21 protein-coding genes and 1 riboswitch are annotated in these 25925 nt (G+C 67.1%); of the genes, 11 read left to right on the top strand and 10 right to left on the bottom strand.

The window, feature by feature from the left end:
- The first annotated feature begins 53 nt into the window (after nt 1–53).
- The 3 genes from Q9Q79_RS03370 (at nt 54) to Q9Q79_RS03360 (ending at nt 3877) form a co-directional block, all read left to right on the top strand.
- On the top strand, nt 54–881 hold the full coding sequence (locus tag Q9Q79_RS03370; RefSeq protein WP_005408109.1) for a class I SAM-dependent methyltransferase: 828 nt from the start codon (nt 54–56) through the stop codon (nt 879–881).
- A gap of 162 nt (nt 882–1043) precedes the next feature.
- Nucleotides 1044–2870 (top strand): hypothetical protein, encoded by a 1827-nt coding sequence (locus tag Q9Q79_RS03365; protein WP_236672497.1) that lies wholly within the window; start codon nt 1044–1046, stop codon nt 2868–2870.
- Nucleotides 2867–3877 carry a glycosyltransferase family 2 protein gene (locus Q9Q79_RS03360; protein WP_049459457.1) on the top strand — a complete coding sequence of 337 codons (1011 nt, stop codon included), beginning with the start codon at nt 2867–2869 and terminating at the stop codon, nt 3875–3877. Before Q9Q79_RS03365 ends, Q9Q79_RS03360 begins: the two co-directional genes overlap by 4 nt.
- 50 nt (nt 3878–3927) lie before the next feature.
- Here Q9Q79_RS03360 and Q9Q79_RS03355 read toward each other — a convergent pair whose 3' ends face one another.
- From Q9Q79_RS03355 to Q9Q79_RS03345, 3 genes are all read right to left on the bottom strand, one after another.
- Nucleotides 3928–4986 carry a metal-dependent hydrolase gene (locus Q9Q79_RS03355; RefSeq protein WP_099524181.1) on the bottom strand — a complete coding sequence of 353 codons (1059 nt, stop codon included), beginning with the start codon at nt 4984–4986 and terminating at the stop codon, nt 3928–3930.
- A gap of 150 nt (nt 4987–5136) precedes the next feature.
- Nucleotides 5137–5937 (bottom strand): UDP-2,3-diacylglucosamine diphosphatase, encoded by an 801-nt coding sequence (locus Q9Q79_RS03350; RefSeq protein ID WP_024957296.1) that lies wholly within the window; start codon nt 5935–5937, stop codon nt 5137–5139.
- A complete protein-coding gene (locus tag Q9Q79_RS03345; RefSeq protein ID WP_012479171.1) occupies nt 5934–7649 on the bottom strand; it encodes a lysophospholipid acyltransferase family protein in 1716 nt (571 codons plus the stop codon). The genes Q9Q79_RS03350 and Q9Q79_RS03345 overlap by 4 nt, the downstream gene beginning before the upstream one ends.
- 322 nt (nt 7650–7971) lie before the next feature.
- Here Q9Q79_RS03345 and metK point away from each other — a divergent pair, with 322 nt between their 5' ends.
- Together metK and Q9Q79_RS03335 are read left to right on the top strand one after the other, a co-directional pair.
- On the top strand, nt 7972–9183 hold the full coding sequence (gene metK / locus Q9Q79_RS03340) for a methionine adenosyltransferase (protein WP_005408103.1): 1212 nt from the start codon (nt 7972–7974) through the stop codon (nt 9181–9183).
- 160 nt (nt 9184–9343) lie between these two features.
- Nucleotides 9344–9850: an acyl-CoA thioesterase gene (locus tag Q9Q79_RS03335; protein ID WP_049397442.1), complete on the top strand. Its 507-nt coding sequence runs from the start codon at nt 9344–9346 to the stop codon at nt 9848–9850.
- A gap of 87 nt (nt 9851–9937) precedes the next feature.
- Here Q9Q79_RS03335 and ppc read toward each other — a convergent pair whose 3' ends face one another.
- Both ppc and Q9Q79_RS03325 read right to left on the bottom strand, forming a co-directional pair.
- The gene (gene ppc, locus Q9Q79_RS03330; RefSeq protein ID WP_012479170.1) at nt 9938–12649 is read right to left on the bottom strand and encodes a phosphoenolpyruvate carboxylase; all 2712 of its coding nucleotides are present in this window, start codon (nt 12647–12649) and stop codon (nt 9938–9940) included.
- Between the two features lie 172 nt (nt 12650–12821).
- Nucleotides 12822–15338, bottom strand: a complete 2517-nt coding sequence (locus tag Q9Q79_RS03325; protein ID WP_049397441.1) for a prolyl oligopeptidase family serine peptidase — start codon at nt 15336–15338, stop codon at nt 12822–12824.
- Between the two features lie 120 nt (nt 15339–15458).
- Nucleotides 15459–15542, top strand: a riboswitch (S-adenosyl-L-homocysteine riboswitch).
- A gap of 36 nt (nt 15543–15578) precedes the next feature.
- Here Q9Q79_RS03325 and ahcY point away from each other — a divergent pair.
- The 3 genes from ahcY (at nt 15579) to Q9Q79_RS03310 (ending at nt 18184) form a co-directional block, all read left to right on the top strand.
- The gene (gene ahcY / locus Q9Q79_RS03320) at nt 15579–17024 is read left to right on the top strand and encodes an adenosylhomocysteinase (protein ID WP_004154241.1); all 1446 of its coding nucleotides are present in this window, start codon (nt 15579–15581) and stop codon (nt 17022–17024) included.
- Between the two features lie 201 nt (nt 17025–17225).
- On the top strand, nt 17226–17699 hold the full coding sequence (gene ybaK, locus Q9Q79_RS03315) for a Cys-tRNA(Pro) deacylase (protein WP_012479168.1): 474 nt from the start codon (nt 17226–17228) through the stop codon (nt 17697–17699).
- Complete coding sequence (locus tag Q9Q79_RS03310) at nt 17699–18184, top strand: hypothetical protein (protein WP_033834447.1); 486 nt, start codon at nt 17699–17701, stop codon at nt 18182–18184. Before ybaK ends, Q9Q79_RS03310 begins: the two co-directional genes overlap by 1 nt.
- 75 nt (nt 18185–18259) lie before the next feature.
- On the opposite strand, the gene Q9Q79_RS03305 is transcribed toward Q9Q79_RS03310, so the two are convergent.
- Entirely contained in the window at nt 18260–18817 is a 558-nt protein-coding gene (locus Q9Q79_RS03305; RefSeq protein WP_049397439.1) for a DUF3228 family protein, read from the bottom strand.
- Between the two features lie 137 nt (nt 18818–18954).
- Here Q9Q79_RS03305 and Q9Q79_RS03300 point away from each other — a divergent pair, with 137 nt between their 5' ends.
- A complete protein-coding gene (locus tag Q9Q79_RS03300; RefSeq protein ID WP_201863842.1) occupies nt 18955–20472 on the top strand; it encodes an amidohydrolase family protein in 1518 nt (505 codons plus the stop codon).
- A gap of 6 nt (nt 20473–20478) precedes the next feature.
- Here the strand turns inward: Q9Q79_RS03300 and Q9Q79_RS03295 are convergent, their stop codons facing one another.
- From Q9Q79_RS03295 to Q9Q79_RS03285, 3 genes are read right to left on the bottom strand one after another with little or no spacing between them, the layout of a single operon-like run.
- A complete protein-coding gene (locus Q9Q79_RS03295; RefSeq protein ID WP_005408094.1) occupies nt 20479–21210 on the bottom strand; it encodes a LytTR family DNA-binding domain-containing protein in 732 nt (243 codons plus the stop codon).
- Complete coding sequence (locus Q9Q79_RS03290) at nt 21207–22253, bottom strand: histidine kinase (protein WP_059036362.1); 1047 nt, start codon at nt 22251–22253, stop codon at nt 21207–21209. The genes Q9Q79_RS03295 and Q9Q79_RS03290 overlap by 4 nt, the downstream gene beginning before the upstream one ends.
- A 24-nt stretch (nt 22254–22277) precedes the next feature.
- A complete protein-coding gene (locus Q9Q79_RS03285) occupies nt 22278–23204 on the bottom strand; it encodes an alpha/beta hydrolase (RefSeq protein ID WP_049418489.1) in 927 nt (308 codons plus the stop codon).
- A gap of 203 nt (nt 23205–23407) precedes the next feature.
- Between Q9Q79_RS03285 and metF the strand changes: the two genes are divergently transcribed.
- Together metF and Q9Q79_RS03275 are read left to right on the top strand one after the other, a co-directional pair.
- Nucleotides 23408–24235 carry a methylenetetrahydrofolate reductase [NAD(P)H] gene (gene metF / locus Q9Q79_RS03280; protein WP_201863836.1) on the top strand — a complete coding sequence of 276 codons (828 nt, stop codon included), beginning with the start codon at nt 23408–23410 and terminating at the stop codon, nt 24233–24235.
- A gap of 40 nt (nt 24236–24275) precedes the next feature.
- The gene (locus Q9Q79_RS03275) at nt 24276–24860 is read left to right on the top strand and encodes a DUF4124 domain-containing protein (protein WP_021203435.1); all 585 of its coding nucleotides are present in this window, start codon (nt 24276–24278) and stop codon (nt 24858–24860) included.
- A gap of 51 nt (nt 24861–24911) precedes the next feature.
- Here Q9Q79_RS03275 and Q9Q79_RS03270 read toward each other — a convergent pair whose 3' ends face one another.
- A complete protein-coding gene (locus Q9Q79_RS03270) occupies nt 24912–25868 on the bottom strand; it encodes a Nudix family hydrolase (RefSeq protein ID WP_155028959.1) in 957 nt (318 codons plus the stop codon).
- Nucleotides 25869–25925: the final 57 nt, after the last annotated feature.

Here is a 25925-nt window from a genome sequence, read left to right as displayed (position 1 = left end):
CCAGCCCCGCGTCTGCGAACAGTCGAGCCAGCTCGACGCTACAAGAGCCCACCATGACCCCGCCGATTTCCTCCCCGACCTATCTGCACGGGTTTTCCGGCACCGAGCAGCAGCGCCTGATGACCCAGGCCCGGCTGCTGGAGTCAAGCATCTTCGGCCAGATCGACTACAGCGGCGCACGTCGCCTGCTGGAAGTCGGCAGCGGCGTGGGCGCACAGACCGAGATCCTGCTGCGCCGCTTCCCCGAGCTGCACGTGACCGGCGTGGACCTGAGCGAAACGCAGCTGGCCACCGCGCGCGAGAACCTGGCGCGCACGCCGTGGTGCAGCGACCGCTATACCCTGCAGCAGGCCGATGCCGGTGAGCTGCCGTTCGAGGCACGCAGCTTCGACGCGGCGTTCCTGTGCTGGGTGCTGGAGCACGTGCCGTCACCCGCACGTGTGCTGAGCGAAGTGCGCCGGGTGCTGGCACCGGGTTCGCCGGTGTACATCACCGAAGTGATGAATGCCTCGTTCCTGCTCGATCCGTATTCGCCGCACATCTGGCGCTACTGGATGGCCTTCAACGATTTCCAGTACGACCACGGGGGCGACCCGTTCGTCGGCGCCAAGCTGGGCAACCTGCTGCTGGCCGGCGGCTTCCGCGACGTGCACACCGAGATCAAGACCATCCACCTGGACAACCGCGAGCCGGCGCGTCGCAAGACGATGATCGCGTTCTGGGAACAGCTGCTGCTGTCGGCCGCCGACCAGCTGCTGCAGGCCGGCTCGGTGGACGAGGAAACCGTGGAGGGCATGCGCCGCGAGTTCCGCCTGGTGCAGAACGACCCGAACGCGGTGTTCTTCTACTCGTTCGTGCAGGGCCGCGCGACGGTGTATTGAGGCCCATCCTCGCCACAGGATGGCCTGCGGCTCCGGCGGCAACCGGCTAGAATCCCGCAGTCCCGGCCTCGGAACGGCGCGTGCCGGGATCCCCCTCTATTGCCCTCAGGCATCGGTGTGCGGGTACGTCGCGCATGGATGGACCTTACCTGCGAGCGCATGATGAGTGACAGCGGACGAACGCCTTTCTCCACCCATGATGTGAACCTGCCGGGCGGACTCCTGCCCAGCCAGACGCGCCTGCTCGCCGGGATCATCGCGCTGTTGTGCATTCTCTACGTCGCATTCGCGCTGACGCCATCCTCCTACTCGCTGGCCTACGAGTATCTCGGCCTGGCGCCACAGAACCCGGTACTTGGCAGCGCCCGCATGATCCGCAGCGATGAGTGGATCGTGTTCACGCCCTACATCCAGATCGCGGTCAACAACGATTTCGGCCAGTTCAACGCACACTCGCCGTACCACGAGTCACTGCGCACCTTCCAGGCGCTGCCGCTGCTCGACTGGGGCCTGCTGTTCAAGCCCTACCACTGGGCGTTCTTCGTGTTGCCAGCAGCGAACGCCTATTCGTTCTTCTTCATGTTCATGGCCATGGCCTTCCTGAGCGGATGGGCCCTGTTCCTGCGCCAACTGCGGATGCCGGTACCAGCCGCAGTGCTGGTTTCGGCCACGCTGTTCTTCGCGCCATTCGTGCAGGTCTGGTGGACCAGCAATGCCGGTGCCTTCGCTCTGGCACCCTGGGCCGCCGCAGCCTGGCTGTGCATCGGCAATCGCTGGGTTCGCATCCTGGCCAGTGCGTACGCCCTCGCTGTCTGGGTGATCGCAGTGTCCTATCCGCCCTTCATCATTTCCTCGCTGCTGGCCATGGCGGTGCTGGTCCTGGCCTTCCGTCGCGATGCCCTCACGCTTCCACGACTGATCGATGCCGGCATCGCAGGCGCGCTGGCATTGGCCGTGTTCATCGGTTACTTCCACGACATCATCCCGATCGTGCGCAACACGGTTTATCCGGGCCAGCGCCAGAGCGCCGGAGGTGGGGTCGGGCTGACGTCCCTGTTCGCGCACGTCTTCCCGAACCTGATGACCTACCGGTTTGCACCGCTGCCAATGTTCAAAGGCTCCAACGAGTGCGAGATCGCCGTACTCGGCAGCCTGTTGCCGCTGTTCACCCTGGTCCTTGCTGACGGCGCACGACTGCGCGAATGGGTGCGGGGCCACCGCGGCAGCGTGCTGGCCCTCGCCGCTGGCGTACTGCTGATCGCCTGCTGGATCTTCCTGCCCGTGCCCGTTCTGGTCGGCAAGTTGACCGGGCTCTCGATGGTGCCACCCGCACGCGCGCTGCTGGCGTTCGGCCTGCTGCTCAACATCGGCTGCGCGATGATCCTGGTCCATTGCGGCGTACGCCTGGAGCGCAGGCGTCTGCTGCTGCTGGCTGCGCTGCTGATGGCTGGCAGCGTGGCCAAGTTCCTGTTCGGCGAAGGCCAGTTCAGCCGCCTGCACAGCGCCGCCGATGCCATTCCCTATCTCTGCTTGGCGGGGCTGGCCGTTGCCGCCCGCCGCCCAAAGCTGTCGGCGCATGCGGCCACCTTGGTCCTGGCCACCGCCGCCTTGGCCAATCTGCTGGGCAATGGCTTGTTCAACCCTGTGCAGCCTGCCGGGCCGATCTTCGCAATGGACCGCACTGCCGTCCTGCACTCCCTGCAGGCCCGCGGCTCAGCCACCACGACCGAAGGCGCGCTGGTGGCTCCCGGTGGGTTCGGGGCCCTCCTGCCGGGTGTTGGCATTCCCGCCGTGAACCATGTGCTGTACCTGCCACAGATGGATTACTTCCGCCGCTACTTCCCATCCCTGCCCGACGAGCAGTTCGACTTCACCTTCAACCGCTACCACCACATCACCGTAGCGCCTGAGGGCGACGCACCACGGGTGCTGCAGGGGGATCTGGTGGAACTGCCGGCAAAACCCCTGCTGGCCCACCCAGCCCCATGAATCCGATGACCACCACTTCGCCCTCCGCATCCACGCCGGCTCGGATCGCCGTGATCATCCCCTGCTACAAAGTGACCCGCCACGTGCTGTCCGTGCTGGCGGCGATCGATGATGCGGTAACGGCGATCTACTGCGTGGACGATGCGTGCCCCGACGGCAGCGGCCGCCTGATCCAGGCCGAAGCCAACGACCCGCGCATCACCGTGCTGTTCCATCAGCACAACCTCGGCGTCGGCGGCGCGATCAAGACCGGGTACCGCGCGGCCATCGCCGATGGCATGGACATTCTGGTCAAGGTCGATGGCGATGGGCAGATGGACCCGGCGCTGCTGATGGACTTCGTCGCGCCGATCGCCGACGGCCATGCCGACTACACCAAGGGCAACCGATTCTGGAACCTGACCCACATCCGCCGCATGCCCCCGGTGCGGCGCCTGGGCAACCTGCTGCTGTCCTTCATGACCAAGGCTTCGTCCGGGTACTGGCAGGTGTTCGATCCGACCAACGGCTACACCGCCATCCATGCCAAGGTCGCCAGCCACCTGAAACTCGAGGCGGTCAGCGACCGCTATTTCTTCGAGACCGACATGCTGTTCCGACTGAACACCGTGCGCGCGGTCGTGCAGGATGTGGCAATGGATGCCCACTACGGCGACGAAACCAGCAACCTGCGCATTGGTCGCATCCTGGGTGAGTTCACCTTCAAGCACCTGCGCAACACGCTCAAGCGCATTGCCTACAACTATTTCCTGCGCGACCTCAGCATCGCGTCGCTGGAGCTGATCGCCGGCAGCAGCCTGCTCGCCTTCGGGGGGCTGTTCGGGCTGTACCACTGGGTACGGTCGGCCCAGGCCGATGTCGCCACGCCGGTGGGTACCATCATGATCGCCATGGTCGCGCTGATCTCCGGGCTGCAGTTCCTGCTGGCGTTCGTTGGCTTTGACATCGCCAACGTGCCGCGCCAGGTGCTGAACCGTTCGATCAAGCTCAACCGCCAGCCGCAGTAGAGCCACGCCCTGCGTGGCTGTTGTTCGCGCCATCCACGCATGGCGTGGATCTACGGGTGCGCAGCGCCGGTCGCGGATGCTGCCGGCTCGTGCCAGATGCGTTGCCACATCGCGGCCAGCCGGCGCCCGGCGTCGGCGCGTGCTGCCGGGCTGCTGTAGTCCACGCGCAGCTGTTCGGGCACGATCGGCCGCCACTGCCCGCCCACCTGTTCGGCCACGGCGAAGTTGAAGGTGTAATCCGGTTCCAGGCCCATGCGCAGATCACTCAGCACCAGGCGCCCGTCAACGACCTGCGCACGCATGAAGCCGCGGTTGAACCACTGCAGTCGCTGCACCGCCGGAATCGCCTGCGCCTCGCGCAGTGCCTGCACGTTGGAGGGATGGCCTTCGAACTGCATCGGCCCATGATCGGCGACCAGCGAGCGGTCTCCGACCACGTAGCCATTGGGCGTCATCGCCACTACCCGCCATAGCAGCGTGTTGAACGGCATCGGTACCGAGAAGCGCGGCGCATCGGCCAGGCCCATCGCGGCCAGGCTCTGCTGCGCGACGCGGTCGACCTGCGCCTTGGCGATCAGGCCCCAGCCCAGGTATGCGCTGCTGACCAGCAGTGACACGCCCAGCACCTTGCCGACCCAGGGGCGCGCACGACCGAACCAGGCCACTACGCAGCCCAGCAGCAGCCACACAGTGTATGCAGGGTCGATGATGAAGACGCTGGAGCCCATGGTTGGATGTGGCCGCAGCGGCCACCACAACTGGGTGCCATAGACAGTGAACGCATCCAGCACCGGGTGGGTCACCAGCGCCAGCTGGATCGCCCAGAACCAGCGCACCGGTGACTGCGCGACCCGGCCATTTCCAAAGCGCTTGAACAACCACCAGATCAGCGCCGCCACCCACGGCAGCACCAGCAACGAATGGCTGAAGCTGCGGTGCTCGACCATGTTCGCTACCGGGTCGGTGGCGGTGAAGCCGAGCCACAGCGCGTCGAGGTCCGGCAGAGTACCGAGCGCGGCACCGGCCAGCAGTGCCGCACGGCGATGGCCGGGCGGAGCAATGGCAGCGGCGACGGCGCCACCAAGTACGATCTGGGTCAGGGAATCCATGGGCCGATGCTAACGGCTTACGGGCGTGCCGTCTCACTCCCGGACACCGTTTCTGTAGAGTCGACTGTTAGTCGACTGCTCTTCCATCAGGCTGCGGACACCGCGCGCTGCGCGCGATAGTCGACTAACAGTCGACTCTACGGAAACGGGTTACGCCGCCTGTGACAAGCGCGCGCCCGGTAGCTCCACCAAGGTCTGCCCGTTGTGGTCCAGCAGGCGCAGCGCGCCGTCGTGGTCTTCGACCAGCGCGGTCAGGCTTTCCACCCAGTCACCATCGTTCGCATAGACCAGGCCGTCGCGTTCGACCAGCGCGGCGCGGTGGATATGGCCACAGACGATGCCATCCAGGCCACGCCGGCGCACGTCGTCCAGCCCGGCCTGCACGAAGCGCTCGATGTAGCGTTCGGCCGCACCACTGCGCTTTTTCAGGAACTCCGACAGCGACCAGTAGCGCATGCCCAGCCGGCGCCGCACTGCATTCAGCGCCTGGTTGCCGGTGAGGATGCGGTAGTACAGCCAGTCGCCGAACTTTTCCTGAAGGCCGCCGAAGTGGGTCACGCCGTCGTACTCGTCGCCGTGCGCGACCAGCAGGCGACGGCCATCGGCGGTCACATGGATGGCGCGGCGGCGCACCTGCATCGCTGGCAGCATCAGCCCGCACACCTGGCGCAGCGAGGCATCGTGGTTGCCGGGAATGTAGATGATCTCGGTCCCGGCACGGCGCAGCGCGTGCAGGGCCTGGATGACCTCGCTGTGCGACTGCCGCCAGTTGGCACGGCGATGGGCCATCCACCACAGGTCGATGATGTCGCCGACCAGGTACAGACGCTCACAGCGCAGCTGCGAGAGAAAGCGTGCCAGTTCGGTGGCATGGCAATGACGTGAACCCAGGTGGACGTCAGAGACGAACACTGCGCGCCGGTGCGGCGACAGGTTCGCCAGCACGCTCATGCCGGCGTCCCCGCATCGCGCAGGTAGCGTTTGCGCTTGTTCGGCCGGATCGCGCACAGGTCCACTTCGATCAGGCCGTCGATCGAATCGCTGAAGTCCGGGTCCACACCGAAGGCGAGGAAGCGCGCGCCACCGGGTTCGCACAGATCGGTGTACTGGCGATACAGCGTCGGCACGCCGGTGCCGAGTGCGGCCAGGTTGGCCTTGAGCACGTCGAACGCGGCGCCTGCATCCAGCTCACCGAAACTCGGCGGTGCGGCGAAGTACTGGAACGGCCGGTTCGATTCGGCCAGGCCAGCGGTACCGCCGTAATAGCGCTGGTAGTACGCCACCAGCTGCTCGCGCGCATCGCGTGGCAGCGCCGCGCTGATCGACACGGCGCCGAACAGGTAGCGGATGCCCGGCCGGCATTGCAGGTAGGCACCGATGCCCTGCCACAGGTAGTCCAGGCTGCGGCTGCCCCAGTAGTCGGGCACCACGAAGCTGCGGCCCAGTTCCAGGCCTTCGGCGATGTGGGTGATGGCATCGTCGGAATAGCGGAACAGCGACGCGCTGTAGAGCCCGGACAGTCCGTGCCGGGCCAGCGCGTGGGCACCACGCATGATCCGGTACGCGCCGGCGATGCGCTGCGCGGCCGCGTCCCAGATCACGATGTGCTCGTACCGCGAGTCAAAGTCGTCCAGGTCGCGGCTGCGCCCGGTGCCCTCGCCCACCTGGCGGAAGGTCAGTTCGCGCAGGCGGCCCAGCTCCAGCAGCAGCGGCGAATCGGCAGTACAAGTGGCCAGCAGAATCTGCTTGCCGTCGGCGGTCTGGCCCAGCTGGGTGGCTGCGGCAATCCCAGCGGCGACCTGCGAGGGTGGCACCGGGGCCGCCAGCGGCTCGGGGCCTGCGAAGGCAGCGGCATTGCCGGCCGCGCCATTGCGGCCCAGCGCATACAGCGCGCGGCGTACGGCCAGCAGCTGTGCGCCTGGGTCACCGCCCTTGCCCAGCTGCATCGGCTCACCGATGCTCAGCCGCAGCGGGCGGCCACGACGGGTGAACATCTCGCGCGCCAGCAGCGCGGTGCCGGCCGGCTTGAACAGGGTCGAGGCGCCGTAGAACAGCGCCGAGTTGCGCGCTTCCACCCGTACCGGCAGCACCGGCGCGCCGGCGGCACGGGCAAAGCGGACGAAACCGCGCTGCCAGCGACCATCGCGGATGCCTCGCAGCGAGAGGCGCGAGACCTCGCCGGCCGGGAACACGATCACGCACTGCTCGGCGGCCAGCGCCTCCTCCACAGCGTGCAGGCTGCCACGCTGGGCCTTGCCACCAAGGATGCGCACCGGCAACAGCAGGTCCTGCAGTGGCGCAATCGCCCCCAGCAGGTCGTTGGCCACGATCCGCACATCGCGGCGGATGCGGCCGACCGCGTCCAGCAGGGCCAGCGCGTCCAGTGCGCCGGACGGGTGGTTGGCGACGATCAGCAGGCGACCGGTGGCCGGGATCTTCGCCAACGCGGCCGGATCCACCTGGTACTGGCCATCGATGAACTCCAGCCCGGCGGCGACGAAGCCGAATCCGCGCAATCCTGCACTGCGCTGCAGGAACGCTTCGATCTGGTCCAACCGCGACCAGCGCCCGACGCTGCGAAGCAATGGCCGCGCCAGTTGGCCACGACGGCCATGGAACCAATCGGGAAAGCGTTGCTGGAGACGCTGTTCAAGTTCCTGCATGGCGGATCCACTCATGCCCGGCGGCCGTATTGGCCGACAGCCTGCGCCCGGCAGGCGGCAGCCAGATGGCGGTTTCGGGGCAGAACGATGACGGTCGTCCCCGGCCGGAGGGGCCGCAACCGCCCCCTCGCCACCCGGCCCGCTGTCACACTGGTGGAACACTGGGCCTCGAGGCCGGAGCCCAATCCCGTCAGGACGGCCCTTGCCGGGCCTACGCGGGCTTAACCACCGGCAACCGGTACAGGTTCACAATGCACAGGCGGCGCACCCCGTGTATCATGCGCGCCCATCTTTCCATCCGAATCAAGGGATATTACGCCTGATGTCCAGCTATCTCTTCACCTCCGAGTCGGTCTCCGAAGGCCATCCGGACAAGGTTGCCGACCAGATCTCCGATGCGGTGCTGGACGCGATCCTGACCCAGGACCAGCGCGCCCGCGTGGCCTGCGAGACCATGGTCAAGACCGGCGTTGCCATCGTGGCCGGTGAAATCACCACCAGCGCCTGGATCGACCTGGAAGCCCTGACCCGCAAGGTCATCACGGACATCGGCTACGACAGCTCCGACGTCGGCTTCGACGGCGCCACCTGCGGCGTGCTGAACCTGATCGGCAAGCAGTCGCCGCACATCGCCCAGGGCGTGGACCGCAAGAAGCCGGAAGAAATGGGCGCGGGCGACCAGGGCCTGATGTTCGGCTACGCCACCAACGAGACCGACAGCTACATGCCGGCCGCGATCCACCTGTCGCACCGCCTGGTCGAGCAGCAGGCCAAGATCCGCAAGAAGAAGAACTCGCCGCTGTCGTGGCTGCGTCCGGACGCCAAGAGCCAGGTCACCCTGCGCTATGAAAACGGCGTGGTCTCGGCCATCGACGCCGTGGTGCTGTCGACCCAGCATGCCCCGGGCATCAAGCAGAAGGACCTCATCGAGGCCGTCCGCGAAGAGATCATCAAGCCGGTGCTGCCGGCCAAGTGGCTGCACAAGGGCACCAAGTTCCACATCAACCCGACCGGCAAGTTCGAGATCGGCGGCCCGGTGGGCGACTGCGGCCTGACCGGCCGCAAGATCATCGTCGACACCTACGGCGGCTGGGCCCGTCACGGTGGTGGCGCCTTCTCCGGCAAGGACCCGTCCAAGGTCGATCGTTCGGCGGCCTACGCGGCCCGCTACGTCGCCAAGAACGTGGTTGCCGCCGGCCTGGCCGACCGTTGCGAAGTGCAGGTCTCCTACGCCATCGGCGTGGCTGAGCCGACCTCGATCTCGGTCACCACCTTCGGCACCGGCAAGATCAGCGACGACAAGATCGAGAAGCTGATCCGCAAGCACTTCGACCTGCGCCCGTACGGCATCATCAAGATGCTGGACCTGATCCACCCGATGTACCAGCAGACCGCGGCCTATGGCCACTTCGGCCGCAAGCCGAAGGAGTTCAGCTACCTCAACGGCGAAGGCGAGACCGTCAACGCCACGGCCTTCTCCTGGGAGAAGACCGACCGCGCCGCCGCCCTGCGCGCCGATGCGAAGCTGAAGTAAAGCCGACCGGTAGAGCCGACCGGTAGAGCCGACTGTTAGTCGGCTGACCTTGAAGAAGGGCCGCGCAAGCGGCCCTTCTGCTTTCTGGTAGAGCCGGCCGCTGGCCGGCTTTTTCATGGCCTCCGGAAACAATCGCGCGGTTGCCGATACAATCCGCCGCATGTCGACCGAACTGAAAACCCACCAGCTGTCCATGACCGTGCTGATGTCGCCGGAAATGGCCAATTTCTCCGGCAAGGTCCACGGTGGTGCGATCCTGCGCCTGCTCGACCAGGTCGCCTACGCCTGCGCCAGCCGTTACGCCGGCAGCTACGTAGTCACCCTGTCGGTGGACCAGGTGATGTTCCGCCAGCCCATCGCGGTGGGCGAGCTGGTCAGCTTCCTGGCATCGGTGAACTACACGGGCACCTCGTCGATGGAGATCGGCATCAAGGTGGTGGCCGAGGACATCCTCAAGCGCAGCGTGCGCCACGCCAACAGCTGCTTCTTCACCATGGTGGCGGTGGATGAGGAAGGCCGGCCGACGCCGGTGCCACCCTTGCAGCCGGTCACCTCGGACGAAAAGCGCCGCCAGGCGGCCGCGCTGATCCGCCGCCAGCTGCGTCAGGAAATGGAACAGCGCCATCTGGAACTGCTGGCGTCGAATCCGCCGTCGCCGGAGGAATGAGGTAGTGCCGGCCGCTGGCCGGCAACCTCGCGCGTGCTGCCAAACATCATGAGGGTGCCGGCCAGCGGCCGGCACTACCGCTACACCTCACCCGGTGTTCTGCACGCCCTGTGAAACACCGTTCACGCACGCCACCAGCGCACGCAGCAGATCGTCATCCTCGCGTCCGCTGGCCCGCCAGCGCTGCAGCAGGTCCACCTGCAGCATGCTGATCGGATCGACATAGGGATTGCGCAGGCGGATCGACAGCGCCAGCCGCGCATCGTGGTCCAGCAGCGTCTGCTGGTCCATCAATGCCAGCAGCCAGTGCCGGGTGAGTTCCAGTTCGCGCTGCACCTGCGGGAAGAAGCGCCCGTGCAACTCGCCGGACAGCTGCGAGAACTGCTCGGCGATGGTGATATCGCCCTTGGACAGCACCATCGAGATATCGTCCAGGAACGTACGGAAAAACGGCCAGTCTCGCGCCATATCGCGCAGGGTCTGTTCGTGGCCGGCATCCACCGCCGCCTGCAGGCCACTGCCCACGCCATACCAACCGGGAATCACCGCGCGTGCCTGGCTCCAGGCGAATACCCACGGAATCGCGCGCAGGTTGCCCAGTGCTGCGTCCTGGCCGAGCCGGCGCGACGGACGCGAGCCCAGCGTCATCCGCTCGATCACATCGATCGGCGTGGCGGTACGGAAGTAATCCATGAAGCCGGCCTGGCCAACGAACGCGCGATACACCTCACTGCTGGCCCCAGCCACCGCATCCATCACCGGCCGCCAGTCGTCCTCGCGGGGCTCGGCAGCACGCGGGCGCAGGCTGGCGCGCAGCACCGCGCCGGTGGCCTGTTCCAGCGAGCGCAAAGCCAGCGCGCGGATACCGTACTTGCGATGAATCACCTCGCCCTGCTCGGTCACCCGCAGGCGGCCATCGATGCTGCCGCGTGGTGAAGCATCCACCGCGTGCGTGGTCTTGCCACCGCCACGGCTGATCGAGCCGCCACGGCCATGGAAGAAGGTCAGGCGGATGCCCGCCTCGGCCGCCACCTCCAGCAGCTCCACCTGTGCACGCTGCAGGCCCCAGCGCGAGGCAGCGATGCCACCGTCCTTGCTGCTGTCCGAGTAGCCCAGCATCACCATCTGCACGTCGTCGCGTGCCTGCAGGTGCGCGCGATAGATCGGGTCGGCCAGCAGGTCACGCAGGGTCGCGGTGCCGCGCTTGAGATCATCCACCGTCTCGAACAGCGGTGCGATATCCAGCGGTACTGATCCGTTCTCTTCCACCAGGCCGCCACGGCGTGCCAGCGCCAGCACCGCGAGCACGTCGCTGCGGTCGTGCGCCATCGAGATGATGTAGCTGCCCAGCGCATCGCTGCCATGCCGCGCACGCGCATCGGCCAGTGCAGCGAACACCGCGTCCAGCCGCTGGTTGCCCTCGTCGTCGCCGTTGGGCAATGCCGTTTCACCGCTGGCATGCGGGCTCAGCAGCCGCGCACGGCCCGCCACATCCAGCGCCTGCCAGGCCTCTTCGCCACCCAGCACGGCGGCCAGCGCGCGCGCATGCACGCTCGACTCCTGGCGCACATCCAGCCGCGCCAGATGGAAGCCGAAGGTCTTCACCCGCCACAGCAGGCGCTGCACGGCAAAACCACCAGCGTGCTCGCCACGGTTCGCAAGCAGGCTGTCGAGGATCAGCTGCAGGTCGTCGATCAATTCGGCGGGGCCGGCGTAGGCGCCCCCGCCATTGTCCAGCGTGGCCTGCAGGCGTGCGCGCATGCGGTCGTTGAGCAGGCGGTACGGCATATCGGCGTGGCGCGGGCGCGACTGCACCTGCGGCAGCAGCTGCTGGTACTGCGCCACGCGCGCCTGCAGCGCATCGCTCACCCCTACCCGCTCGGTGGACTGGCTGAGCAGGCTGGCCAGCTGCAGCAGTTCCTTCTGGTAGCGCCCGAGCACCGCCTGCCGCTGCGCATCCAGCGTATTGCGGATGGTGTGGGCATCCACGTTCGGATTGCCGTCCATGTCGCCGCCCACCCACGTACCAAAGCGCAGCAGGCGCGGCAGCGGCAGTTCTTCGCCGTAGGTATCGCGCAGCGCCTGCTGCAGCGATTCGTACAGCACCGGGATCACCCGGTACAGCACCTGCACCAGGTAGAAGCCGACGTGCTCGCGCTCGTCATCCACGGTCGGCCGCACCGGTGAGGAATCGGTGGTCTGCCACGACGCGGTCAGCGCCATGCGGAAGCGCGCGGCATCGGCGGCGGCCTCACCCGGGGTGCGCTGGCCGTCGAGGTTGTCGACCAGGCTGGCCACCATCAGCTGCTCTTTTTCCAGCAACGCGCGGCGCACGGCTTCGGTCGGATGCGCGGTGAACACCGGTTCGATGTCGATGCGCGGCAGCCACTGCGCCAGTTCGTCCAGGCCCACGCCCTGCGCCTTCAGGTGCTGCAGTGCATCCTGCAGGCCATCGGGCTGCGCCCCTGCGGTACCGGCGCGCTGGTAGTCACGGCGGCGGCGGATGCGATGCACGCGCTCGGCGATGTTGACCACCTGGAAGTAGGTGCTGAAGGCCCGCACCATGGTCTCGGCCTGCTGCGGCGTGCGCCCGGCCAGGCCATCGGCCAGCTCCGACAGCGGCGCCTGGTTTTCGCGACGGGCGATGGCGCGGGTACGCACGTCCTCGACGTCATCAAGAAACGCGGCCGACACCTGTTCGACCAGCAGGTCGCCGACCAGTGCGCCAAGCCGGCGCACATCATCGCGAAGCGGAAGATCGGGAGAAGCAAACTCGATGCTGCTGCGGTACTCGTTCATCGGCGACGCACAGGCCTCGGTCAACGGATCCAGGCCCCAAGCCTATCCCAGATCGGGCGTCGTGCTGCGATGCAAAAATGGTTTCATCTGGTAGTGCCGGCCGCTGGCCGGCAACCTCAGGTTGCATGTCTCCATGAGGTTGCCGGCCAGCGGCCGGCACTACCAGGCCCGGTCAGCGCTTCTTCTTCGCCTTGCCCTGCTCGGCCGGGCCGATGGTCTGCTCCAGCCAGCGCTCGCTTTCGGCCAGCATGGTCATGATCGATTCGCGTGCGCGGTAGGCGTGCGATTCGTTCGGCAGCATCACCAGCCGCGCGGTGCCACCCAGGCCCTTCACCGCAGCAAACATGCGCTCGCTCTGGATCGGGAAGGTGCCGGAGTTGTTGTCGTCCACGCCGTGGATGAAGAGGATCGGGTCCTTGATCCTGTCGGCGTAGTTGAACGGCGCCATCTTCTGGTAGACGTCCTGCGCCTGCCAGTAGTTGCGCTCCTCGGCCTGAAAGCCGAACGGCGTGAGTGTGCGGTTGTAGGCGCCGCTGCGCGCGATACCCGCCTTGAACAGGCGCGTATGCGCCAGCAGGTTGGCGGTCATGAACGCACCGTAGGAATGGCCGCCGATGGCGATGTGGTCGCGATCGGTCACGCCACGGCGCACCACTTCATCCACCGCTGCCTGCGCGTTGGCCACCAGCTGTTCGATGTAGGTGTCGTTCGGCTCCTTGTCGCCCTCGCCGATGATCGGCATCGACGGGCTGGCCAGCACCACGTAGCCCTTGGCCAGGAACGCCTGCGGGCCCCAGTAGCTGACCGCATTGAAGCGGTACGGCGAATCGGTCACCTGGCTGGCCGCGGCTGCGCTCTTGAACTCACCCGGATAGGCCCACATCAGCAGCGGGCGCGGGCCGTCGCGCTTCGGGTCGTAGCCCGGCGGCAGCAGCAGGGTCGCGGTCAGGTCGACGCCATCCTTGCGCTTGTAGCGGATCTGCTCCTTCTGCACGCCCTTCAACTGCGGCAGCGGATGGGCGAAGCGGGTCAGCGCACGCGGCGCAGCACCCGCATCGGCCAGCGACTGCACGTAGAAGTTGGCCGGCTCGTCCGGGCTCTCGCGGCTCAGCAGCAGCGAACCGCCCTGGTTGTCCAGCAATGCCACCGGCAGCGAATAGCTCGGCGCCTGCGAGTGGAACAGGCGGGTGGCCTTGCCACTGGCAATGTCGAAGCGGTCCACGAACGGACGATCGCCTTCCGGCGACGCACCGGCACCGGCCAGATACAGGCTGCTGCCATCGGCGCTGGTCTGCAGCAGCGAACGGCCCCGCTCGTCACTGGACAACAGCGGCCGGCCCGGATCGGAGTAGCGGTCCTGCGCATCGCGGTCCCACATCAGGCGCGGCTCGGCACCGGCGTTGTCCGGGGCGATCAACCAGGTCTTGGTCCTGCGGGTCTTCCACCACGATTCGGTCAGCAGGGCCAGGTCACCGCGGCCCCAGCTGATGCCGGCCAGGCGGCTGCCAAGCTGGGCCAGGGTGACCGGCGGTTTGTCGAACGGCGCGGCCTGCATCAGCACCGCATCGCGTACCTTGGCGTCCCTGTTCGGGTCGCCGCCGTCCTGCGCTTCGGCCCAGACCAGGGTGGCGTCGGCATCACCGCGCCAGCGGATGTCGCGCACGCCGGTCACTTCGGCGTCGTTGCCGGTCGGCAGCCCTTCCACCAGCGGGCGCACGGCCACGGTGTGCACCAGCTTGCCGCTGGCACGGTCGATCACTTCGATGCGGCGCGGGAAGCTGTCCATCGGCACCACGTACGAATACGGGCGCTGCACCGGCTGGCGCAGCACGAAGCGGCCATCCGGCGACACCGAGAAGCCCATGAAGATGCCGGCCGCGCCGATCGCGCGGGTACTGCCATCCAGGCTGACTTCCATCGGCTGGGTGGTCGCGTAGTAATCGAACTGGCGCGCATCAGCCTCGTTCTTCAGCAGGTCCTGGTAGGTACGGATCGACACCACGCCGCCGCCCTGGCTGGTCTGCTGCACTGCCGGGCCGGTCGGAATGCCGTCGGCGGCCGGGGCCGCACCGAGGTTGGCCGGGCGGGTGAACACCACCAGTCCGCGGCTGTCCGGCAGCCACTGGTAGCCGCTGCCGATCACCGTGTTCAGGCCGGCAACCAGGCGACGGGCGCTGCCGCCGGCCACGTCCACCAGCCACAGTTCATTGGCGCCACTGCCGGCGTCGACCTGGTTGAAGGCCAGCCACTTCTGGTCCGGCGACCACGTCACACTGGCGATCGACAGCTTGGCAGGCAGGCCGCTGATCTGCCGCTCCTTGCCGTCGGCCACGTTCATCAGCCACAGCTTCTCGCCGAAGCTGAAGCGGCTGTCGGAGAACGTGCGCGGGTTGATGCGCAGGCCGGCCAGCTTCAGTTCCGGCTGCGCCACCACCTGGATCGAAGGCAGCGACGGCATCTGCATCATCGCGGCCACGTCGCGGCGCGGCGACAGGTACAACGAGGGTGCACGCGGCGCGTCCACCACCGCCTGCAGCGCGGCCGACGGCAGTTCGTAGCCGTTGACGCCCTGGGCCTGTGCGGCCACCGGCTGCGGCGCTGCGGCCCAGGCCAGCGGGGCCACCGCCAGCAGTCCCATCGACAGGACCAGGCCGGTCCAGCGCCGAGTACGGCGCGCGTGCATGCTCATCGTTCCACCTGTGTGATGCGTGAAAACACCGACCTTAACAGGCCGTGCACGCGGCCCCATCTGCCGATGGTTGGGTCATCCGGATGTCACGTCGGGGCCGCGATATAATGGGGGTTCTCCCCTGCCGAGGGGCGCTGCGACCGGATCCCACGAGGCCCGGCCAGGCTCGGTAAGGTGGCTTTGTAACAACGGCGCCCGGCTAGATGCGAGCATCCGCTCGTCCACAACCGGAGCACACAAATGAACGCTGTTGCCAAGACCTTCTCCACCGAAGGTGACTACAAGATCCGCGATATCACGCTGGCCGACTGGGGCCGCAAGGAACTGGACATCGCCGAGCACGAAATGCCGGGCCTGATGTCGATCCGCCGCAAGTACCAGGCCGAGCTGCCGCTGAAGGGCGTGCGCGTGACCGGCTCGCTGCACATGACCATCCAGACCGCGGTGCTGATCGAGACCCTGAAGGACATCGGCGCCGACGTGCGCTGGGCCTCGTGCAACATCTTCTCGACCCAGGACCACGCGGCCGCCGCCATTGCGGCCACCGGCACCCCGGTGTTTGCCTGGAAGGGCGAGACCCTGGAAGAGTACTGGGACTGCACCCTGGACGCGCTGACCTTCACCCTGGCCGATGGCACCCTGACCGGCCCGGAGCTGGTGGTGGACGACGGCGGTGACGTGACCCTGCTGATCCACAAGGGCTACGAGCTGGAAAACGGCAGCGACTGGGTCAACACCGCCTCCTCCTCGCACGAAGAACAGGTCATCAAGAACCTGCTCAAGCGCGTCGCCAAGGAGCGCCCGGGTTACTGGGGCCGCGTGGTCAAGGACTGGAAGGGCGTCTCCGAAGAGACCACCACCGGCGTGCACCGCCTGTACCAGCTGGCCCAGGCCGGCACCCTGCTGATCCCGGCGATCAACGTCAACGACTCGGTCACCAAGAGCAAGTTCGACAACCTGTACGGCTGCCGCGAGTCGCTGGCCGACGGCCTGAAGCGCGCGATGGACGTGATGCTGGCCGGCAAGGTGGCCGTGGTCTGCGGCTACGGCGACGTCGGCAAGGGCTGCGCCGCCTCGCTGCGTGCCTACGGCGCGCGCGTGATCGTCACCGAGATCGACCCGATCTGCGCCCTGCAGGCGGCGATGGAAGGCTATGAAGTCAACACCATCGAATCGACCCTGGGCCGTGCCGACCTGTACGTCACCACCACCGGCAACAAGGACATCATCCGCATCGAGCACCTGAGCGCGATGAAGGACCAGGCCATCGTCTGCAACATCGGCCACTTCGACAACGAGATCCAGGTCGATGCGCTGGTGTCGTTCGCCGGCATCAAGCACGTCAACATCAAGCCGCAGGTGGACAAGTACATCTTCCCGAACGGCAACGCGATCTTCCTGCTGGCCGAAGGCCGCCTGGTGAACCTGGGCTGCGCCACCGGCCACCCGAGCTTCGTGATGTCCAACAGCTTCGCCAACCAGACCCTGGCACAGATCGACCTGTGGGCGAACAAGGACAGCTACGAGAAGAAGGTCTACCTGCTGCCGAAGAAGCTGGACGAGGAAGTGGCCCGCCTGCACCTGGAAAAGATCGGCGTGAAGCTGACCACCCTGAGCCAGGAACAGGCCGACTACATCGGCGTGCCGGTGGAAGGCCCGTTCAAGCCGGACCACTACCGCTACTGATGCCTGCGGGGTGCCGGCCAGCGGCCGGCACTACCTGTGCATGCAACACCACGGAACGGGCGCCTTCGGGCGTCCGTTCTGCGTTTGCGTGTGGTCGTACACCCCGCATCCAGTCCCCACTGGTAGATCCACGCCATGCGTGGATGCTCCGGCAGTAGCTTCGGTCAAGGCAACGCGCCCAGCGCGCGCTACGATGCAGCCATGACCCCGGCCATCAACCTGCTCAAGCGCGAGAAGATCGCCCACACCGTGCGCAGCTACGTGCACGACGCCCACGCCGAATCCTATGGCGGCGAAGCCGTGGACAAGCTCGGCCTCGATCCGGCCCAGGTGTTCAAGACCCTGCTGGCCAGCACCGAGACACACGAACTGCTGGTGGCGATCGTGCCGGTGGCCGGCCAGCTGGACCTGAAGGCACTGGCCGAAGCCGCCGGCTGCAAGAAGTGCGAGATGGCCGCCGCCGATGCCGCGCAGCGCGCGACCGGTTACCTGGTCGGTGGCATCAGCCCGCTCGGGCAGAAGAAGCGCCTGCGCACCTTCCTGGACGCCAGCGCCGAAGCGCTGCCCAGCCTGCATGTCAGCGCCGGTCGCCGTGGCCTGGAAGTGGAACTGGCGCCGGCCGATCTGCTGCGCCTGACAACCGGCAACTACGCTGCCATCGGCAAGTCACGCTGATGCGCTGGCCGTGGTCTGCAGCGCCGATACCCCGGCTCGACGATGCACAGGCCGATGTGCTGCTGCAGGACCTGTTGTCGCGCGACGCAACGCGCATCACCGATGCCGCCCGCGTCGTCGCACGACTGTTCAGTGCCTCATCGTTGGACGCGTTGAGCGCACATGTGGATCTGATCGAACAACGCTGCCAGGGCATCGCGCTTGGCGGCATGCTGATCAGCAACCAGGCGTATCTGAAGGCCGCCCTGCGTCGGCTGCGTTACTGGCGTGCACGCGAGGGTTGCCTGTGCGCGCTCAACCCCGGCTACCCGTTCTTCGATCCCCGTCGCCTGATTGAACAAGGACAGATGCAGCTGCTCTCGGTGGAAGAGGCTGAGGGCTGCTGGGGCGACTGCCACACCGTTGCCTGCACGCAATGCGGCCAGCATTGGCAGGCCATCGACCGCGAGTACCATTACCCGTGGTGGGAATGGAAAGCTGCCTGAAGGCCAAGCGGCCACGCATGGCGTGGCTCTACTGCGGTCCGCACATTCACGCGATGCGCGGATGACAAATGTTGCTCACGGCCGCCAGTTCGCGTTGTTCTCCCAGAACTCGACGGAACGCCGGTAGGCTTCGCGGTCCAGCGGCACGCCGGATCCGCCCTCGTCCACGCCCAGCGCATTGCGCATCATCGTGATCGGCGCCATCGGTACCTCTTCCGGTTCGGCGGTGTAGATGCAGCCGACGATGCCCCAGTCGGCCTCGATCGGCGAGCCTTCCCTGGCCAGCTGCCCGGCGCTGTACAGGATCACCACCAGGTAGTTCGCACGCGGTGATTCCACGCCCTCGAACCAGCGCACCAGCACCGGTAGTTCCTCGCGGTTGCGCGCTTCGTAACCACTGCGCAGCAGGTGGCGGTTGGCCTCGGTGATCGGTACGGTCAGGCAGCGCGTGCTGGTCCAGTTCTCGTAGACGAACAGCTTGCAGAACGGGGCGTAGCCGTCGAGTACCTTCAGTGGCGCATGCGCATTGAGGTGTGCCTCGAACTGCTCGGCAGTGCAGTCCTGGATGGTGTTGCCACGCGGCACGCGCGGGAACAGGCGGGGACGGGCGAAATGGGTGAGGACGATGGACATGGCGCGGGTGTGATCAGGAGTTCTGCTGCACAGGGTAACCGCCCCGGAGGCAGACAGGGCCGGATGCCGATGGTCACTGGCGCCAGCGTCCCGCTTGCAGCACCCTGCGGGCGACCCACTACAAGGATCGCCGGCTCATGGATGCAGCATGCGCATTGCCCCGTTCCGCCCACCGTCGGCAGTGGCCGATCGTACTGGTCATCCTCCTGCTGGCGCCGCCATTGCTGTTCGCCGCCGCTCTGCTCTGGCCGCTGTCGGCTCCGCCGTTGCCCGAGCCGGGCAACAGCCGCGTGATCGTCAACGCGCGGGTGGTGGACGTGGCGCGCGGCCAGGTCAGCGAACCCACCACCGTGACAGTGCGCCACGGCACCATCACTGCCATTGGGGAAGATCCGCAGGACGCGCGGCTTCCCGTGCTCGACGCCGGCGGCCGCTGGCTGCTGCCCGGTTTCTGGGACATGCACACCCACGCACTGCAATTGTCGCCGCAGCTGCAGTTCCCGCTGATGCTGGCCAACGGCATCAACGGCACCCGCGACATGATGGACTGCCCGCAGACCACTGATCCGCTGATCGCCTGCGTGGCCGACAAGCGCCGCTGGACCGCACAGGCCATTGCCGGGCAGCAGGTTGCACCGCGCTTCGTACAGATCGCCAGTTTCTACTTCGAAGATCCGTCACTCACGCCGGAGGCCGCCGCTGCGCGTGCACGGACGTACAGCGCGCGCGGGGTCGACGCGTTGAAGGTCTACAACCGGCTGCGTGCGGACACCTATCAGCGGCTGGCCACCGAGGCGCAGCAGCTGCGCCGTCCGTTGGTCGGCCACCTGCCCAAGGCGGTGCCTCTGGACGACGCGGTGCAGGCGGGCCAGCGCAGCTTCGAGCACGCCCATCTGTTCGTGCGCCACTGCTTCGACAACGCGGCGGCATGGCGCGGTGGCACGCTCGACGGCGAAGACCCGATCGTATTGGCCGAACGCATGGTTGCCAGCTATCAGCCCACGCTCTGCAACAAGGCGTTCGCTTTGATGCAGGCCAGCGGTGCCGCGTTCGTACCGACCCATGTCACCCGCGAAGAAGATGCACGCGCAAGCGACCCCGCCTTCGTCGACGATCCGCGCCTGGCCTATCTGGACCCGCTTTCACGCTGGGCGTGGCGTGATGACCTGCAGGCCACCGCAGCGCGCTATCCCGGCCGACGCGGCCAAGACGCACTGAAGACCTACTTCGAGCATGGCCTGGCTCTCACCGGTGCGGCCCATCGTGCCGGCGTCACCGTGCTGGTCGGCACCGATACCGGATTGGGCGGCTTCCGCTACCACGATGAACTGCAGTGGCTGCGACAGGCCGGCCTGAGCCAGGCCGACGTGCTGCGCGCAGCTACGCTGCAGGCCGCACGTCATCTGCAACGGCAGGCATCGCATGGAAGCGTCGAGGTCGGCAAAGCCGCAGACCTGCTGCTGCTTGATGGCAACCCGCTGCACGACATCGCCAATACCCGCCGCGTGCATGCCGTGCTGCTGGCCGGCCACCTCTATGACCACCCGCGGCTGGATGCGCTACAGACTTATGCGCTCAGGCAGGCACGCTCGCCCGCAGTGATGGCACGCCTGCTGTGGGGATTCATCACCAGCCCGGTCAGTGCCGAGCTGTAGCGGCAGCTACAACGCCATCCGCTCGCGCAGTTCACGTGCCTGCCGCCGCGATACCTCCACCTCGCTGCCGTCGTCCAGCGCCAGGTCGTAGCCATCAGCGATGCTGGGCGTCACGCCTCGGATGCGGCGCAGGTTGACCAGCGTGTTGCGGTTGGCGCGGAAGAACAACTCCGGCGGCAGGCGTGCTTCCAGCGCGCTCAGGCTGCGGGTCAGCAGGGCGTTCTGGTCGCGGAACCATAGCCGTGTGTAGTTGCCATCCACCACCAGCCGACGGATCTCCGAGACCGCGACGAACCAGCAGCGTTCGCCCTCGCGCACGAACACCTGGTCCTGCGCGCCCAGCGTGCTGCGCGGCTCCGGCGTTTCGCCCGCCACCACCTCGCGCTGGCGCGCCCGCTGCAACGCTTCCAGCAAGCGCGGCGCCTCGACCGGCTTCACCAGATAATCCAGCGCATTGGCCTGGAACGCGCGCACCGCGTAGGTGTCGTAGGCAGTAACGAAGACCACCGCCGGAACCGTCTCCAGCCCATCCAGCACATCGAAGCCGCTGCCGGAGGGCATCTGCACATCCAGCAGCACCAGGTCTGGCGCCAGTGTGGCGATCGCCTCGCGTGCAGCGGGCACATCGTCGGCCTCGCCCACGCACTGCACCCATGGCAGCGCCGACAACAGCGTGCGCAGCTCCTGCCGCGCCAGCCGTGCATCATCAACGATCAACACACGCAGCACGCCACTCATTGCGGAATCTCCAGCAGGGCCTGCATGCGGTCGCCGACCGGCTGCAGGGTGAAACGACCCTGCGTGCCGAGCTGCGCACGCAGGTAGGCAAGGCCAACGCCATGGCCATGGGTGGGCTCGTTGGCGCTGCCCAGCGGATTGTCCACCTGCAGGCGCAGCACATCATTGTCCAGCGTGGCACGGATCTGCACCTCACCGCCGCCCGGGCGGCTGGCGATGCCATGCTTGATCGCATTCTCCACCAGCAGCTGCAGCGCCATCGCCGGCAGCTGTGCCTGCATGGCATCGGCATCAATGTGCTGGCTTACCTGCAGGCGCTGTTCGAAGTGGACTGCCTCGATGGCCAGGTAGTCGTCCACGACCACCAGTTCCTCGGCCAGGGTGACCTGCTCGCTGCGGTTGTGTGCCAGCGCCTGGCGCAGCGTGCGCGACAGGCGGGTGACCATGTCGCGCGCACGCTCAGGATCTTCCAGGATCAGCGCGCGCAGGTTGTTCAGCGCATTGAACATGAAATGCGGGTTGAGCCGTGCACGCAGTGCATCGCGCTCCAGCGCGCTGCGCTCGGCCTCGGCGCGCAGGCGGGCCAGTTCCGCACTGCGTATCCGGCGCAGGCTGTGCAGGCCTGCCCAGAGCGCTGCCCACAGGGCCAGCATCACCGCAGTGGTGTACCAGTAGAGCAGCAGCGCCTTGGGGCTGAAGTCGGCCGTCTGCCGTCCCAGGCTCACCCAGTTCCAGGCCAGCGCCGAGTGCAGCGCGATGTTCACCAGCAGCTGCGCCACTGCCGCGCCCAATGCCACCGACAGAGCCAGCCGCAGCAACAGCCCGGCCGTGCCACGCGCCCACCAGTCGGCACGCAGCGCCAGCGCGCGGATGGCACCGCTGCACCCGAACAGGGCCAACGCCAGACCCAGCGTGATCAACACGCCTGCGCTTCCGGCATCGCTGAAATAGGCCTGGCGCAGGCCGATTCCGGCAACGCCATAGAGCACCCACACCAGCGCATTGAGCAGCCAGAAGCGTACCGTCGAGGAGGAATCCGGCATGTCCATTCCGAGGCGTGTTGAAACTCAGTGGTGGTGGTCGAGGAAGGCCTGCACCTGACCGCGCAGCCAGCGCGGATCATCCCACATCAGGAAGTGGAAACCCTGCGCGCTCATCGCGATCTGCACGCCCTGCAGTTTCGCGTACTGCGCCTGGAACACCGCGCGCGTGCTGTCCTCGGTGCCGCCCATCGGCTGGTAGCCGGCCCAGCTGCCCAGCACCAGCGTCGGTGCGGTGATCGAGGCGATGTTGTCACGCAGGTCGGTGGTCATCACCGCATGCATGGCGTCAGCGGTGGTCTGGCGGTCGCTGGCTTCGCCCCAGCGCCCCAGCTCGGCCTGCCGCTGTGGATCGCGGGTCATGCCCGGCAGGCCGGCCTTCAGCTGCGCCTGCCACTGCGCGGCATCGGCGGCGAGCATGCCCTTGCGCAGCTGGTCGGCCATTGGCCGCACGCTGTCTGCGGTGGCGTTCGGGTCACGCGCGGCCGGCAGGAACGGCAATGCGTCGACCACCACCAGCGCACTGACTGCCTTCGGCTCGGCCTGCGCCATCTGCAGCCCCAGCAGGCCGCCAAGACTGTGGCCGATCACCACCACCGGGCCCAGCTGTTGGTCATGCAGGTAGGCCAGCAGCTGCCCGCGCATGGCCGGCAGGAATTCGGCCGGGCGCGGGTCGGCTGGCGCAGCGCCGGCAAAGCCCGGCAGCTGCACCAGATGGCACTGCACGTCCTTCAGCGCCAGGCAGGTCTCGCGCCAGACCTCGGCGCTGCTGTTCAGGCCGGGGATCATCAGCAGCGGACGGCCCTTGCCGACCACCTCGACCTGCACCTTGCCGGTGCCGGTGGCGGCCGCCGCATGGGCCGAACCGGAGCCGAGCACCGCCATCGCCATGCCGATCATCGCCAGCCGGGCCAGCGCCTTCATTGCGTACCAGAGTGCCAGGAAGATCTTCATCGTCTGCTCCTTCATCGGGTGGGTGCTGCCGGGATGGGAGCAGCTTGGGTCCGGCCGACGCATGCCGGTTGCGATTTCGGAGCAGCGGCCGGACGGCGGGGCGAACGGTCGCGGGTTGGGGACGGCTGGCCCTCACGCAATCTTCAAGCATCCATCTTGATGAAGAGATATACTGCTTCGCACCGACCGCCGCCATCCGCGCCATGACCGCCATCAGCTTCGAGTTCTATCCGCCCAAGACCGACGAACAGCGCAGCCAGCTGGACCGCGCCGCGACCAAGCTGAAGGACTACGGTCCCGAGTACGTGTCGTGTACCTTCGGCGCCGGTGGCTCGACCCTGAGCTACACCTCCGAGACCGTGCGCCACCTCAACCAGCACCATGGGTTCGATGCGGCGCCGCACCTGTCATGCGTGGGCGGCACCCGCCAGGAGATCCGCGAGCTGCTCAAGCTGTACCGCACCATCGGCTGCCGCCGCTTGGTCGCGCTGCGTGGCGACCTGCCCTCGGGCATGGGCTTTCCCGGCGACATGCGCTATGCCGCCGAACTGATCGCCTTCATCCGCGCCGAGCACGGCGATGCGTTCCACATCGAAGTGGGCGCGTATCCGGAGACGCATCCGCAGGCCTCCGATTCACTGGCTGACCTGAAGCACTTCAAGGCCAAGATCGATGCCGGTGCCGATGCGGCCATCACCCAGTATTTCTTCAATCCGGACGCGTACTTCCATTTCGTCGATGAAGTGCGGCGGCTGGGCGTGCAGGTGCCGATCACGCCGGGCATCATGCCGATCGCCAACTTCAGCCAGCTGCGCCGCTTCTCCGAACAGTGTGGTGCGGAGATTCCGCGCTGGATCAGTCGCAAGATGCAGGCCTATGGCGATGATGCGGAGTCGGTGCGTGCATTCGGCACGGAAGTGGTGGCTCGGCTGTGCCAGCGCCTGATCGAGGGCGGCGCACCCGGCCTGCACTTCTACACCCTGAACCTGGCCAAGCCGACCACCTCGGTGCTGAAGCTGCTGCAGGGCTGAGAGCACGACGCGCAAGCGTGATCGGCGCTACCCTGCAGGAATGATACGGCTTTCCTTCCTGCTGTTGCTGCTGCCGCTGTGCGTGCTGCCGAGCGTCGCCCAGGCACAGTCCATGCGCCTGAACCGCTGTACCGATGCGCAGGGCCAAAGCGTGTATACCGACCGACCCTGCGACAGTGTGGGTGCGCGGTCGCGGGTGCCACCGCCTGCGCCCAGCGGCAACATCCTGCAGCGCGATACCCTGGGGGCACGCTGCCCGCGGCGGCTGAGTGAACTGGTGGACGCATTGCGCAACGGCATCGTCAGCAATGATGTGAACCGGCTGTCCTCGCTGTACCTGTGGGGCGCGGTCTCCGATGCGGGCGCGCAGCGAATCCTCGGTCAACTGGAATCGCTGGTGCGGCGGCCGCTGGTGGACGTCGTGCCGGTGTATCCAGGACAGGGCCAGGACGCAGTGACTGACGAGGGCCAGGGCCCTGCTGCGCAGGGATCCGCCCCTGAGCCGACGGCTGTTCGCCATCCGGTCGGCCTGCGCCTGGAGCAGACCCTGCCAGGCAGCGTGGCGCGTGCCTCGACGGTGGTGGGATTACGGCGGCAGTACGGGTGTTTCTGGATCACGTTGTGATCGGGAGGGGTCAGAGCCCTGCTGCGCAGGGATCTGACCCCGCATGCCGGCTCACTCCGGCCACAGCCCGCGAATGGCGGCAATGCCTTGCCCGCCATGGCGGCGCGCTTCGGCAATGTGACTGCGGCCCATGCCACCCAGCGCGTAGATCGGCAGTGACACCTGCGCGCGCAGCTCGGCGAAGGCATCCCAACCCATCGGCACGGCATCTGGGTGGCTGGGCGTGGCCTGCACCGGGCCCAGCACAGCGAAGTCGCAGCCCAACTGTTGTGCCTCCTGCAGTTGCTGCAGGTCGTGGCAGGATGCAGCCACCAGCTGGCCTTGGGGTAGCGGGCGCTGCGACAGCTGCAGCAGCTGTTCGCTGCCCAGGTGCACGCCCACGCCCAACGCACGCGCCAGTTCGATATCGCGGTTGAGCAACCATTGCACGCCGCTGCGGCGATGCGCACGCACGACCTGCTCGACCATCGCCTGCCGCTGCGGATGGGCCGTCGGCAACCGCAGTTGGATGCGCTGCTGGCCCGCAGCCACCACGCGCTGCAGCTGTTCATGCCAATGCTGCACGCCGCCCTCATCATCGGCCGGCGCCGGGGTGATCAGGTAGCTGTCGGGCTGGCGCAGGGCGGCCACCACCGGCAGGTCTGCCGGCGGCATTGAATAGCGGCCCAGCTTGTCCGGCGCCACCCAGGTGATCGCCTGGCCCTCCCGCCCACGCGGTGTCCCCTTCCAGCTGCGCACGTGGCGCACCTCCAGGGTCAGGTGCTTGTCCGGATAGCGCTGCGGCACATCCATCAGCCACTCGCCGACATCGGCCTCGATGCCCAGTTCCTCGCGCAGCTCGCGCACCAGCGCCTGTTCGGAGGTCTCGCCGGATTCGCGTTTGCCGCCGGGAAACTCCCACAGGCCGGCCATGTCGCGGTTCTCGGTACGGCGGTTGAGCAGCACGCGGCCACGGGCGTCGGTGATGACGGCGGCCACGACATGGATCGATCGGGTGGGGGAAGGCATGGAGGAAGCATGCCGAACAACACCAAATCGATGCAACATCTGCCAAGCGAGAGTTCA

The sequence above is a fragment of the Stenotrophomonas sp. a6 genome, from assembly GCF_030913325.1.
Taxonomy (GTDB): domain Bacteria; phylum Pseudomonadota; class Gammaproteobacteria; order Xanthomonadales; family Xanthomonadaceae; genus Stenotrophomonas; species Stenotrophomonas maltophilia.
The sequence above is the reverse complement of the archived record's forward strand: the minus strand, read 5'-3'. Positions and strand labels throughout refer to the sequence as shown.